Source organism: Desulforamulus ruminis DSM 2154 (assembly GCF_000215085.1).
In the GTDB taxonomy this organism is placed as follows: domain Bacteria; phylum Bacillota; class Desulfotomaculia; order Desulfotomaculales; family Desulfotomaculaceae; genus Desulfotomaculum; species Desulfotomaculum ruminis.
Genome location: NC_015589.1, coordinates 478,773 through 492,076, shown reverse-complemented (window position 1 = coordinate 492,076; position 13,304 = coordinate 478,773). Strand labels below are relative to the sequence as shown.

The 13,304-nt window shown below is 43.5% G+C and carries 11 protein-coding genes; 5 read left to right on the top strand and 6 right to left on the bottom strand.

Translation table 11 applies throughout. The features are described from left to right. Window positions 1-90 precede the first annotated feature (90 nt). The 5 genes from DESRU_RS19685 to DESRU_RS02435 all read left to right on the top strand — a co-directional run bounded on the left by DESRU_RS19685 (window position 91) and on the right by DESRU_RS02435 (window position 5,324). Complete coding sequence (locus tag DESRU_RS19685; protein ID WP_013840544.1) at window positions 91-1,245, top strand: two-component system sensor histidine kinase NtrB; 1,155 nt, start codon at window positions 91-93, stop codon at window positions 1,243-1,245. A 115-nt stretch (window positions 1,246-1,360) separates the two neighbouring features. Further along, the gene (locus DESRU_RS02450) at window positions 1,361-1,822 is read left to right on the top strand and encodes a DUF4342 domain-containing protein (protein WP_013840543.1); all 462 of its coding nucleotides are present in this window, start codon (window positions 1,361-1,363) and stop codon (window positions 1,820-1,822) included. 121 nt (window positions 1,823-1,943) lie between these two features. After that, window positions 1,944-2,627, top strand: a complete 684-nt coding sequence (locus tag DESRU_RS02445) for a response regulator transcription factor (protein WP_013840542.1) — start codon at window positions 1,944-1,946, stop codon at window positions 2,625-2,627. 40 nt (window positions 2,628-2,667) lie between these two features. Then, a complete protein-coding gene (locus DESRU_RS02440) occupies window positions 2,668-4,119 on the top strand; it encodes a sensor histidine kinase (protein ID WP_013840541.1) in 1,452 nt (483 codons plus the stop codon). A gap of 254 nt (window positions 4,120-4,373) precedes the next feature. Then, complete coding sequence (locus tag DESRU_RS02435; RefSeq protein ID WP_013840540.1) at window positions 4,374-5,324, top strand: bile acid:sodium symporter family protein; 951 nt, start codon at window positions 4,374-4,376, stop codon at window positions 5,322-5,324. Between the two features lie 193 nt (window positions 5,325-5,517). On the opposite strand, the gene DESRU_RS02430 is transcribed toward DESRU_RS02435, so the two are convergent. The 6 genes from DESRU_RS02430 to DESRU_RS02405 form a co-directional block, all read right to left on the bottom strand. Beyond that, the gene (locus tag DESRU_RS02430) at window positions 5,518-6,336 is read right to left on the bottom strand and encodes a sulfite exporter TauE/SafE family protein (protein WP_013840539.1); all 819 of its coding nucleotides are present in this window, start codon (window positions 6,334-6,336) and stop codon (window positions 5,518-5,520) included. Window positions 6,337-6,647: 311 nt separating this feature from the next. After that, on the bottom strand, window positions 6,648-6,998 hold the full coding sequence (locus DESRU_RS02425) for a DsrE family protein (protein ID WP_013840538.1): 351 nt from the start codon (window positions 6,996-6,998) through the stop codon (window positions 6,648-6,650). After that, window positions 6,995-7,936 (bottom strand): (2S)-3-sulfopropanediol dehydratase activating enzyme, encoded by a 942-nt coding sequence (gene hpsH, locus DESRU_RS02420; protein WP_013840537.1) that lies wholly within the window; start codon window positions 7,934-7,936, stop codon window positions 6,995-6,997. The genes DESRU_RS02425 and hpsH overlap by 4 nt, the downstream gene beginning before the upstream one ends. Window positions 7,937-8,011: 75 nt before the next feature. Continuing rightward, window positions 8,012-10,498 carry a (2S)-3-sulfopropanediol dehydratase gene (gene hpsG / locus DESRU_RS02415; RefSeq protein WP_013840536.1) on the bottom strand — a complete coding sequence of 829 codons (2,487 nt, stop codon included), beginning with the start codon at window positions 10,496-10,498 and terminating at the stop codon, window positions 8,012-8,014. Window positions 10,499-10,690: 192 nt separating this feature from the next. After that, window positions 10,691-12,001 (bottom strand): MFS transporter, encoded by a 1,311-nt coding sequence (locus DESRU_RS02410; protein ID WP_013840535.1) that lies wholly within the window; start codon window positions 11,999-12,001, stop codon window positions 10,691-10,693. Window positions 12,002-12,496: 495 nt separating this feature from the next. Then, the gene (locus tag DESRU_RS02405) at window positions 12,497-13,219 is read right to left on the bottom strand and encodes a GntR family transcriptional regulator (RefSeq protein ID WP_013840534.1); all 723 of its coding nucleotides are present in this window, start codon (window positions 13,217-13,219) and stop codon (window positions 12,497-12,499) included. Between the last annotated feature and the right edge of the window lie 85 nt (window positions 13,220-13,304).

The window sequence follows — 13,304 nt, the reverse complement described above, 5'->3', positions numbered from 1 at the left end:
TAAATTTAAATAGTCCTTTGTAGTGGCTCAAAAAGGGGAACGGTTAATTATGATGAATATTCTAATATAGAAACTGTTCGAGGTGATAACTTGAGAGACCGTGACAAATCAAAAGAAGAACTTGTTGCTGAAATAACACAGCTTCGCAGGGAAATGCATGAACTGAAAATTGTTCATGAACAATACATGAAGACCCAGGATCAGTTACGGGAAAGTGAAGAACGTTTTCGATCCTTATTTAACAGCAGTATGGACGGCATCCTTTTAACTCACATCAGCGGCAATGTAGTGGCTGCAAACCCTGCCGTCTGCAAGATGCTGGGACAAACCGAAGAAGAATTGTGCAGGGTTGGAAGGTTAGGCATCATTGAGGTGAATGACGAAAGAACTTATCATGCTCTGGAAGAACGGAACTGTACCGGTAAATTCTTATGCGAGCTAAGTTTTGTGCATAAAGACGGCACGCCGATCCCGGTGGAGGTCAGTTCTAACGTATTTCGAGACCAGAACAACCGGGAATTTGCCAGTTTATTTGTTCGGGACATTCGGGACCGAAAAAGATACGAGCAGGAAATGCAGCGACTGGACCGTTTAAACATTATTGGCCAGATGGCCGCCGGTATTGGGCATGAAGTGAGAAATCCTTTAACCACCGTGCGGGGGTTTTTACAAATGCTTAGCCAGAAACCGAAATGCAGTGATTATAAAGAATATCTTAAGCTCATGATCGAAGAATTAGATCGGGCCAACCTGATTATTACGGAGTTTTTATCCGTGGCTAAAAGCAGCTCCGAGACCATGGAGATGATTGATTTAAATAAACTGATCAAATCCATTTCCCCGTTAATACAGTCAGACGCTTATCGTCAAAACAACTTTTTCCTCTTTGAGGAAGGGAAGATCCAGCCCATTCAGGCCAACGCCAAGGAACTCCGGCAGGTCATTTTAAATTTATCCCAGAATGGCCTGGAGGCCATGTCTTCGGGAAAAACTCTAAAAATCAGTACCTATATGAGGGAAGAAAAAGTTGTACTCTCGGTTCAAGACCAGGGATGCGGCATTGATAAGAATATCTTAGATAAAATTGGCACCCCTTTTTTAACCACCAAAGACCACGGTACCGGTTTGGGACTGGCGGTTTGTTATGGTATTGCCCGCCGTCATAATGCCACTATCGAGGTGGAAACCAGTCCCCAGGGTACAACCTTTTTTATAGAGTTTTCAGGAGCCATTTGCTATCAATAAAAATACAACAATCAATTTTCTAATCAAATTCTAATTTACCGTTAATTCTCCTCTAGTTATCTCCTCCTATACTAAGAGTAGAAACAAAATGAACAATTTACTTGGAGGGAATAACATGTCATTCAATTTAGATCACATCGACGAATTAAAACGGAGAGCCAATGTAAGCTACGCAGACGCCAGAGAGGCACTGATTCAATGCAATGGCGATTTATTAGAAGCTTTAGTGTATCTTGAAGGACAAAACAAAATCAAACCGGAACCACAAGAAAGCACTCTTCTGTCCAAAATGAAAACTCTTTTTAATAAAGGGAACAATACCCGGTTTGTTATCAAAAAGAAAGAACGGACCGTTCTCAATCTGTCGGTAACCATTACGGTGCTTATTACCGTCTTTACTTTTCATATCACGGTCCCAGTGCTCCTGCTGGCTTTGGTCACGGGCCATAAAATGAAGTTTGAAGGCAAAAACGGGGAAGACTTAAAGGTGAATAAAACCTTGCACAAGGTTTCCGAAGCAGTGGACAACGCCAAGAAAAAGCTGGTTGAGGAAGATCCCCATACCGCAACCCAGTAAAAAGAAATAATCCATACTATAAAAATAACCTACAGATGAATGTAGGTTATTTTTATAGATCCCCCTTCCCTTCCTTGGGTATAATGACATTATGACTCATTTGTTATTTGGAGGAAAACGAATGACCGGGCAAAAAATTTTGGTAATTGAAGATGAGTTAAAACTTTCAAGATTTATTGAGTTAGAACTAAAACATGAAGGATATCAGGTGGAACAGGCCCACAATGGCAGAGACGGGCTGCAAAAAGCCCTTGACGGAGAATTTGATCTTATCTTACTGGATATTATGCTCCCCTCCATCAATGGTATGGAAATATTGAGGAGAGTCAGGAAACATTCCGAAGTTCCGGTCATTCTGCTCACTGCTAAGGATGAAACCATGGATAAGGTCATGGGATTAGACATGGGGGCTGACGACTACGTAACCAAACCTTTTGCTATTGAGGAACTTCTGGCCAGAATCAGGGTGGCCTTAAAAAGAAAAGCACCGGCCATAAAAAGCTCTGTTTTACAAGTCCATGGGTTAAAAATGGATTTAGATCAATACTCCGTTACTTTTAATCATGAACCCATTGAGTTAACCAAAAGGGAGTTTGATTTATTAAGATATTTTTTAGAAAATAAAAATATTGTTCTTACCAGGGAAAAGCTTCTTGAGGCCGTATGGGGATACGGCTACGCAGGAGATACCAACATTGTGGATGTCTATATAAGATACCTCAGAAGCAAGATTGACGATAAATATCATAAAAAAGTCATTCATACGGTGCGAGGGGTGGGGTATCTTCTAAAGGATGAAGAATAAGGGGTCTTATTTTAGAATACTGATAAAAATTTTAAAATTTATGCTGAGATTGTTTATCAGTCTTTGCAAAGTGATTCCCAAGGCGCTCCGCCAATTGTATCAATGGTTAGTTAAAAGGCTCTATTTCTCTATTTCTTTTAAAATTACCGCCGTTTACGCCGTTATTTTCGGTCTCATCTTTCTTTTATTCAATGCGGGTATTGGCGTTGCCTTTGTGGCCTACCTTGGCCGGGATGCCCAGGAAGACTTGGTAAAGGATTTTGAAATCATTTCATCGCTTTTAAAAGATAATACGGAACTCCCCGCCAGGAATATTGAACAGTTGTCGAGATTGGATGGTATCGAGATCACCCTGTTTACCGAAAAGAAGGAAGTGATCTATACTACTGAAGAAACATCTCCGGTTTTTTATGAGCAAAAGGATAACCGTTTTTTTGTATTCAATACCACACCAACTCCTTATGGCAAATCCACCTCTCCCTTGACAATGGTTTTAAACGATCCAGTAATTTGGAACTCAAATACGGTTTATATTCAAATCACCAACCCCTTAGCAAGAGAAACTTTTAATGTGGGGCTTCTGATGGCTGCTCTTTTCAGCCTAACCATGGTGATGATTATTATTGTTATCGTAATTGGCTCCAGAGCCAGTAAAAAAATGCTTCTTCCGGTGGCAAAAATGACCAATACCGTTAATAATATAACCATCAATGCTTTGGATACCCGGCTGGATGTTGGCGGTTCTCAGGACGAACTCAAGGATTTGGCCAAGACCTTTAACAGCATGCTTGACAGAATCCAGCTTTCCTATGAACAACAGAATCAATTTGTCTCAGACGCTTCCCATGAGTTAAGAACGCCCATTGCGGTTATTCAGGGGTATGCCAATTTATTGGACCGCTGGGGCAAAAATGATCCCTCGGTACTGGAGGAATCCATCACATCCATTAAAACAGAATCCGAGAACATGAAGGATTTAATCGAAAAGCTTTTGTTTTTAGCCAGAGGGGATAAAGCGACCCAGAAAATAGATAAAGAATCCTTTTCCATCCAGGAATTAATGGAGGAAATTATAAAAGAAACCAGGCTGATCGATCCTGCCCATGAAATTATAAACTGGCGCAATGAAAACATGATTATCTTTGCGGATCGCAAGCTGCTCAAAGAGGCTTTGCGAAGCCTTATCGACAATAGTATAAAATACACTCCTAAGGGTGGAAAAATCATTATTGATTATTTTTCCCAAAAGTCTCAAGCTGTCATTACCATTACAGATACGGGCATCGGCATTTCCAAAGAGGATTTACCGTACATCTTTAATCGCTTTTATCGAGCGGATAAATCCCGGACCAAACAGACCGGCGGAACCGGCTTAGGATTATCCATCGCCAGGTGGATTATCCTTCAGCACAGAGGAACCATTGAGGTGGAAAGCCAAATTAATCAAGGCACAAAAATGACGGTCTTTTTGCCCGTCCAAAATAAAGGCTAGAATAGAACACGGATTTTACGGATTCACACGGATTTAATATCTTTAAATTAAAATCCGTATCATCCGTTTAATCCGTGTTTTATCCTTTTGTGAAACGCTAAAGGATCCTTCAAACCACCGCTTACAAATTCCGATAATTCTTTACATTTATCGTAATGGAGGATTTTATTTGTTCGGTAACTAATATTTCATGATCTTAATAATAACCTTGTTGTGTTTCCTGTAAAATTAAGTTTTTAACCCTTGGAGGTTCTATGCTTCAGGAGATAAACGGAAAATTAGAAAAATACATGCCTGTTGTTGCTCCTATTAGCGTGCTGCTGGGCCTCTTGCTGTCCAAGTCCCTAAGCCTTTATGCTTTTCTTATCCCCTGGGTTTTTGCCTTTATGACTTTTTCAGGGAGTCTGGGCTCCAGTTTTAGAGACCTGAAGGGAGCCATTTCCCGCCCCGCTCAAATATTGACAGCCCTGCTGGTGCTGCATTTAATGATCCCCGGGGCAGCCTTTGGATTGGGACACATTTTATTTAAGCATGATCCCTTTACCATTACAGGCCTGATTTTAGCGGTGGTTATTCCTACGGGGATCACCAGCCTTATCTGGGCTTCCAACTATCAAGGGGATACGGCCCTGGCCTTTTCCATTATCTTGATTGATGCTTTGTTTTCACCCCTTATCGTTCCTTACAGCCTCTCTTTATTTGCTAACGCCACTGTATCCATTGATGTTTGGGGAATCATGAAGGGGCTTTTGTGGATGATTGTACTTCCCTCTATTTTAGGCATGTTATTAAATGAAGCTACCTCCGGCAGGGTCAAGGTATCTCTGGGCGCTCCCTTAGCGCCTTTCTCCAAACTGGGTCTGGCAGTGGTAATGGCCATTAATAGTGCTCTTATCGCTCCTTATCTTAAGGCTGTTGATTTAAAACTATTGCTCATTATTGCCGTGATTCTGGTCCTCTCTTCCTCCGGCTATCTGTTGGGTTGGTTCAGCGGCCGGATTTTACATTGGCCCCGGGAGGTTAAGGTTACCCTGGCTTTCTGTACAGGAATGAGAAACATCAGTACCGGTGCTGTTTTAGCTGTTTCTTTTTTTCCTGCCCCTGTCGCCATTCCCGTTGTGATTTCCATGCTTCTTCAACAATTACTGGCTGCCCTTTGTGCCTATTTGCTCCGGTATGCTCCTGAGAGGGAAGCCTCTTCCTGACTTTTTAATAGAATATGGCATAGACAAAAGACCCGGACATCCGGGTCTTTTTTGTACAAGGGGTAATCTAAAACAATAGAACACGGATTTTTTGATCTTTGTTTCATATCCGTGTAAATCCGTGTCATCCGTTCAATCCGTGTTCTATTCTTTAGCCTTCGTTGCGTTGCCTGCCTGCTCTGTAAAACCATTCTTATAAGGATTCTGCTAAAATATAAATGCCTATATATACAAGCAGGAAATTGGTAATGATCTGAAACATGCCCCGGTTTATTTTATCAAACAGCAGGTTGCCCACAAATATACCCAAGGCTCCGGCCGGTATTAAATATAAGGCCATCGTAACCACCCGCAGGCTAATGCCCACCGTGAATAACTGCATTATCATTCCCGTAATATAAACCACAATAAAAAAACCAAGGGTAGTGCTGCGAATCACTTCCTTTGCAAAGGAGCTGTTATTAAAATAGAGGGCCATGGGAACCCCCGGCATATTCACTCCGGTGGTAAGCACCCCGGCAAAGAATCCAACCAGCACTTCTTTGCGCATGGGCCTGCTTTCTTTTTCTGCCGGAACAGGAGAACCTTCCATTTCTACTGCACATTGCAGCCCGTTACTTCCGGCTGTTTGCGTTTGTACGGCCCTTTGTCTAACCCTGGCTTGATAGCTCTGAAAAAATGAATACAGGGTTATAGCCAGAATAACCACGGCAATGGATAATTTTATGGTTTCCAGTCCCGCAAAAGCAAAAAACACCAATCCCAGGGGAACGCCAAAAAAACTTCCTATAATCAATCTCTTAAGAATCGCAGAATCAATATGCTGTTTTATCTTTGGTGTTAACACCAGGGCAATAAAAACGGACAAAATGGTACCCATTTGGATGCAGTCCTGTGGATTGTAAAATAGTAAAAGAAAAGGCGTGGCCATAATGGCAAAACCAAATCCTGTAATAGACTGCAGGGCAGAAGCAACAAAAACAATTGCGGAAGCACAAACCCATTCGTACATTTTTCCTCCAACTAGCATGCATTTAATTTTTCTTGAAATACAATGGGGACTGTCGAAAACGCCTTAGAATAACGCTCAAAGAACAGGTAGATACACCAGTGAACAACTGGGCTATAAGAAATAGAACACGGATTGAACGGATGATACGGATTTACGCGGATTTAATTAAAAAATTCAAAATCCGTGAGAATCCATAGTAATCCGCAAAATCCGCGTTCTATTCTTTTTTAATTTTGGAAACAAAGGTCTGCACAATCTAACCACTCCGGGTTCTTTGGCAGCAGCCCGGCGGCGCGTTTATGGATTAGGCTTTAGGGCTTAATATAAATAAAGCCCTCTGTTTGTTTCTTCACGACCTCGGTAATCCCTCCCGGTACAACTTCAACAAAACCGGGCCTTTGACTTTCATCCAGGGAGTGGGCATTTAAAGCATTGCGGCAGGCCGTAAATTTTACTCCCATATGGGAAAGCTTTGCCATTTGCTCTAATTGTTCTTTCTTTTCTTCCGGTGGGTAGTAAGCCATAACGGCCCCCGCATTGGCCACAACCTCCACCTCGGCCCCGTTCTGGCCTACATCCTTAAGAAAATTGGTAATATTAAGCAGTGCTTTGGGCCAGACTTCATTGTCAGATACATGAAATAGCACCTTTAAATCTTTCATGAATTGGACTCCTTCTTCATTTTTTCACTTGCCAGCCGTTTTAAGGCAGCCATGCGTTCTTCCTGCATTGGCGCCATACCCTTTAGAGTATAGTCTTTCCCAATGTAAGTATATTTAGGTTCTCCTAAACGATGGTAAGCCAGCAGTTCGTATTTCACATTGGGATATCCTTTAATAAATTCCACGATGGCGCCGATATCTCCTTCCGAGTCATTAAAACCGGGAATCACCGGGGTCCTTACCAGAATACTTTTGTCTGGGAAGCGCTCACATAGCCTTTTAAAGTTTTCTAAAATGATTTCGTTGTCAACACCGGTATATTCCTTATGTTTCGCCCTATCAATGCATTTTATATCGTACAGCACCGTATCCGTATATTCGCAAACTCGTTCCAGCCTGTCCCAGTCAGCATAACCGCAGGTTTCAATGGCGGTATTCATTCTCCTTTTTTTAGCTTCCTTTAATAATGCGGCTGCAAATTCCGACTGCACCAGGGGTTCCCCGCCGCTTAGGGTGATACCGCCTCCGGATCTGGAGTAAAAGCTGCTGTCCTGCTCCACTAAATTTAAAACTTCATCCACGCTCATGGTTTTACCGTACATATTTAAAGCCCTGGAAGGGCAGATTTCCGCACATTGACCACAGTGGTTGCAGCCTTCCCGGTCTATGACAATTTTATCGTCCTTTTCCCTGATGGCGCCTGTGGTACAGGCCTTCAAACAGTAGCCGCACTCCTGAATCCCGATACATTTATGATCGTTATAGGCTAATTCCGGCTGCAGAGATTGGGACTCCGGATTGGCACACCACCGGCAGTGCAGGGGACAGCCCTTGAGAAATACAATGGTTCGAATGCCGGGCCCATCGTGCACCGAGTAGCGTTGAATATTAAAAACAATCCCGTATTTATTTTTATCCTGGTGATTGGCTCCAGCCATAAAATACCTCCTGACTGAATACGGCTGTAAGTCCTGCTGAAAAGCAGGACTTACAGTTAAATCCGGATTCAAAAGTTAAATGGTGTTGTGCTCGGTTCTGGCAATGATATCGTCCTGCAGGTCCGGAGACAGGTCGCAGAAATAAGCACTGTATCCGGCTACCCTGACAATCAAGCCACGGTATTTGTCGGGATCTTTTTTGGCTTTGAGCAGGGTCTCTCTGTTGATGATGTTAAACTGCAGATGCCAGAGTTTCAAATCGCACCAGGTTCTAATAAAGGATACCAGCTTTTGCGTGCCCTCTTCTCCGGCTACGCAGGAAGGAGTAAACTTAATGTTCAGCAGCCTGGAGGCGCGCTCCCGATAATTGTAGTTCTTAGAATTAAAGTTGGATAACAATACGGCTGTCGGTCCGTTTACATCGCAACCGTGGGATGCGGAGGATCCATCTGCCAGCGGGGTGTAGGCCTTTCTGCCGTTTGGCGTAGCACCTACAACTTTACCAAAGGGAACGTGGGAAGTAAAGGGAACCAATCTTAAATCCAGGTGTACGCCCAGTTCCTTGGAATACTTTTTGGTAAATTCAAGGGCCTGACGGTCCACTTCCCGAGCAATGGTATCGGCATAGTCATCATTGTTGCCGTATTTTGGAGCATTGAGAAGCATTTGCCGGACGGCTTCCTTGCCTTCAAAATTACACTTTAAGGCTTCAATTAATTCAGCCATGGTCAATTTCTTGTCCTCAAAAACCAGCTTTTTAACGGCAGCCAGAGAATCTACCACCGTACCATAACCAATTAATTCGAAGTAACCCATGTCAATCCCGCCGGGAATCACCGGAGTATGCAGGTCCAGGCAGTGTTCCATGCACAGGTCATGCAGCGAGGAACCCAGGGGAGTGGCAAAGTGCCTGGGACGCAGGTTGATAATGGCATGCTGCTGGATAAAAGCGTGTTTTAAAAAGTTGGTTGTCTGTGCCGTATAAGCATTCCAGAACTCTCCCCAGGTCTTGAATTCCCCCGGATCGCCGGTTTCAAAAGTAACCAGCTCGTCTCCGGTAAGCCGGGTTCTGCCATTATAAAGAACCATTTCCACTGCGGAAGCAAAGTTGATATAAGCGCAACCGCTGGTAAAGGTGTCCCGGTTGGGCATTCTGGCCTCGGAGCAACCGGAAACCGCATAATCATAAGCTTCTTCAAAGGTTGCACCTTTGCTGAGCAGCAAGGGGATAACTTCTTCATCGTTGATTAGTTTGGGGAAACCGGAACCCTCTTTAATGGTTAGGGCAACCTCGTGCATATACCGCTCCGGCGAACGGGCATGGATACGGGCAGCCAGGTCCGGATAGTTTAAGGGAAATTCCTGTTTAGATTTTAAAAACAAGTAAGTTAATTCATTGGTGGCATCCCGGCCATCCGGAGTCTGTCCGCCAATGGTAACTGCTTCCCAGTGGGCATAGCCTTCATTGAAAGCGCCGCCGGTGGGAGACACATACAGGTCGATGAACTGAGCCATGGCAACCCACATGCATTCCAATAATTCCATGGCCTTTGCTTCGGTGATGCGGCCTTCTTCCAGATCCTTTTTATAGTAAGGGTAGAAATACTGATCCATGCGTCCGTTGGAAATAATGGTGCCGGTCTTTTGTTCAATTCTGGAGAACATTTGGGTAAACCATTGGGACTGAACCGCTTCACGGAAGTTGCGGGCGGGATTTTCAGGCACCCACCGGCAAATCTCGGAAATTTCCAGCAGCTCCTGTTTGCGGACGGCATCCGTTTCCTTAGCAGCTAATTCCGCAGCCAGTTCCGCATGTCTGTGAGCCCAAAGAACAATAGCATCACATACATTGATCACTGCCTGGAGATAAGGCGCCCTTTCCCTATTGTTAACCGGACTGTTGGGGTCCAGAGCCGCGAGCTTTTGCTGAGCCTCTTCTTTAATGCCTTTGAAGCCTCTTTTTAATACTCGCTCATAGTCATGCACCCATTGAATAGAGGAACGGAAAGAAGCGGTTTCGTTGACAATAAATCTGGATTTTAAAACATCCTTGGGGTCGTAGGTTACCCTTAAAGTATCTTCGGGCAGAGCTTGGGCCAGTGCCTCATGAAAGGTTTTTCCCTTCCAGTAGGGAGCAATTTCGTTGATAACAATATCTGCGTCTGCCTGGCTGATGTTAAAAGGAGACTCAACCCGGCTGGGCAATTGTTCAATGGCTACGTCCAAAAAGTCTCCGTCCAGCTCCGGAAAAAGCATGCCGTAACGGCCGGGTTGACCGCCTCTGCCCACCAGCAGGTTATGGTCATCAATATAAACGGTCATATTTTTAGCAATATGCAGCAAAGCCTTGGACCATCTTAAAACCAGCAGTTCCCCTTCGGTTTCCTTCATGGATTCGGTGAAATATTTTGCTCTTTCAACATCGATGATGGGACGCTGGGTATTGAAGCTTTCCAGGATTTTATAAATCCTTTCCCTGCCTTTTTTAAAATCATCTTTTCCTTGCATTTCTTCCTGAATTCTTTGTTCATGAGGTGACAATACGTTACAACAAGAACTCATGATCATTCCTCCTTAGTAGCCTTTTGTTTGCACATGATAGTTCAATCACATTTCAGCCCAGGCATCATGGATTTAATCTAATCATGACGTCATTACCAGTTGACATTATCCTATACCCTAATTTTTGTTTTGTCAACCAGTTAACAACAATTTTAAAAGTCTTCATAAATACTGGGACATTACAAAAGGTCACTATGAGATATTCACGGTCTTTTCCAGTTTTTGACGACCTTGGTTGCGGCGAATCCAGGCAGCCGAGTAGGCGCTGACGACACCGGCAAAGACCACATAGGCGCAAAGCAGAGTGGCGTTTCCGTTGTTGAGAGCCAATAAGCTTGTGGCAATGATGGGTGTTAAACCACTGGCAAAAATTCCTGAGAACTGATAGACAAAGGAGATCCCCGTATAGCGCACTCTTGCGTCAAACAAATCTGAGAATAACGCAGCTTCCGGGGCATAGACCATAGCATAGAAGATTCCGAAGGGAATAATAATGGAGAGCCAAATCAAGGTGATATTTCCGCCGCTTTGAGCCATCAGCCAAAAGGCCGGGAAGGCTGAAATACCCGTGATCAAGCTGCCGTACAAATAAAGTTTGGCTCTACCCACACGGTCTGAAAGACGTCCAAAATAAGGAATGGTAAAGCACATGACGATAGCGGCCAGCATAACGCCCATTAACGCATCGGTACGGTCGATGTTCAGGCTGGAGGTTAGATAACTGATGGAGAAAACCGCAAATACATTGAAGAACACCCCGTCAATATATCGGGCACCCATTCCGGCCAATATATTGGCTGCGTACCCACCGCGCCATAACTCCATAAAAGGAATCTTTACTTCGGCTTTTTCGCTTTTTACCTTCTGGAATTCCGGGCTCTCCATAACATGCAGGCGGATATACATTCCTACCGCCACCAGCACAATGCTTAAGATAAAGGCAACACGCCATCCCCAGGCCATGAACTGAGCATCCGAAAGCGTAAAGGACAACAACCCCACAACGCCGGAGGCCAGTGTCAGACCCAGCGACAATCCGATCTGGGGCAGGCTGGCGTAAAAACCACGCTCCGATTCAGGAGCGGATTCAAAGGTCATCAGCACCGCGCCTCCCCATTCGCCGCCCAGACCAATACCCTGGAAAATCCGCAGGAGCAGCAGAATTACCGGCGCCCAGATACCAATTTGTGCATAAGTGGGAATTAAACCGATCAATACGGTGGAAACACCCATGATCATCAGCGTGGCAACCAATACACTTTTGCGGCCGATCTTATCTCCAAAGTGTCCAAAGATAATGCCTCCCAGTGGACGTGTAATAAAACCGACGGCAAAAGTAGCATAGGCAAGCAATGTGGAAACCACAGGATCATCGGAGGGAAAATACAATTTGTTAAAGACAATGCCGGCTACAACCCCGTAGAGGAAAAAGTCATACCATTCGATAGTGGCTCCGATTAAACTGGCGCTAACAATACGACGCATCATTTTTTTATCTTTCATGCTTATCCTCCTAAATTATGTCGTATTCCAAATCTTACATCCGTAAGAACGATTAAATAATGCCTTTATTGGAGTCGAAGTTTTTCTTGCAGTTCTTTGTTTATCCATCACTCCTGCCAAGGTTGCCATGTTCTATTTCTTTGTGATCCATAAGTTGTCCCTTTTTACGCTACTGTGATCAGCATTTCACAAAAAATGTTTTACTTCCCCTGATTAACCCAAATATCCTTACTTGACTAATTTGCCCCCTTTCTAAATTTTAGATTTGCTTGAACCTGTGAACACTAACACAAACAAACTTTGGGTTCGCCATGACGTGATTACGTTATAACATCATCACATAACTACCAGTTACTAAGAATATACACTGATTTTTTATATTTTTGCAATACTTTTTTATGATTTTTTGTAATTTAGCCGACAAAAAAACCCTGAACGCCCTTTTTATAAGGACAAACAGGGTGAATTGGAAAATTATTTTTATTACAAGCGGATTTAACCCACTCGCATTCCTCTGGACATTTTTAAGCTAAAGGCATATTTGTCTGCCCGATAAATACTGTGATAGTACTCGATGGGATTTCCCAGTCGATTGGTAATTAGACGTTGTGCAACTAAAACACATGTATGATCAGAAATTCCCAGTAATTTAGCATCCTCTGTACTGGGGCTCTCCGCCATTATTCTCTGTTCCGCATGGTGTAAATTAATCCCTTCGGCTTCTAACTTTTCATATAAGGTAACCTTATTTAGATCATATTTTTCCAAAAGAAGCCCCACTTCTAAAGGATAGTAGTGCCTTTCTATGGCTACCGGCTGGTCGTCGGCAAACCGCAGTCTTTTTATATAATAATATTCTTCCACACCAAGGGTCTCCGCTATTTCTACGTCGGAACCTCTTCCCTGCTCCAGCAGTTGTGCGCCGGATTTCATCCCCATTCTTTCAATGGTTTCAGTAAAGCTGCTTAGATAGCCCAACCATTCATTGATTGAAGGGGACTGATTAATAAAGGTGCCTTTACCGTGAATCTTCTGCAATACTCCTTCATAAACCAAAGCGGTTACGGCCTCCCGTACAGTGGTACGACTTACGGAGTATTTATCGATCAACTCTCTCTCACTGGGAATTTTCTCTTTATAAACCCCTTGCTGGATTTCTTTTAACAAAATTTCTTTTAACTGTATATGCAAAGGTACCGGGTTATTATTATCAAGCACTAAGAAACAGCCTCCCGCCAAATTTTCTTTGAATTTCGACGTTTATCCATGGTTATCCTTTTTTAAAAATACCGGTTGATTAATT

Coding starts and splice junctions, on each gene's coding strand:
- hpsG (WP_013840536.1), bottom strand. CDS start 10,498: ATGAGTTCTTGTTGTAACGTATTGTCACCTCATGAACAAAGAATTCAG.
- DESRU_RS02430 (WP_013840539.1), bottom strand. CDS start 6,336: ATGTACGAATGGGTTTGTGCTTCCGCAATTGTTTTTGTTGCTTCTGCC.
- DESRU_RS02450 (WP_013840543.1), top strand. CDS start 1,361: ATGTCATTCAATTTAGATCACATCGACGAATTAAAACGGAGAGCCAAT.
- DESRU_RS02435 (WP_013840540.1), top strand. CDS start 4,374: ATGCTTCAGGAGATAAACGGAAAATTAGAAAAATACATGCCTGTTGTT.
- DESRU_RS02425 (WP_013840538.1), bottom strand. CDS start 6,998: ATGAAAGATTTAAAGGTGCTATTTCATGTATCTGACAATGAAGTCTGG.
- DESRU_RS02410 (WP_013840535.1), bottom strand. CDS start 12,001: ATGAAAGATAAAAAAATGATGCGTCGTATTGTTAGCGCCAGTTTAATC.
- DESRU_RS02440 (WP_013840541.1), top strand. CDS start 2,668: ATGCTGAGATTGTTTATCAGTCTTTGCAAAGTGATTCCCAAGGCGCTC.
- hpsH (WP_013840537.1), bottom strand. CDS start 7,936: ATGGCTGGAGCCAATCACCAGGATAAAAATAAATACGGGATTGTTTTT.
- DESRU_RS02445 (WP_013840542.1), top strand. CDS start 1,944: ATGACCGGGCAAAAAATTTTGGTAATTGAAGATGAGTTAAAACTTTCA.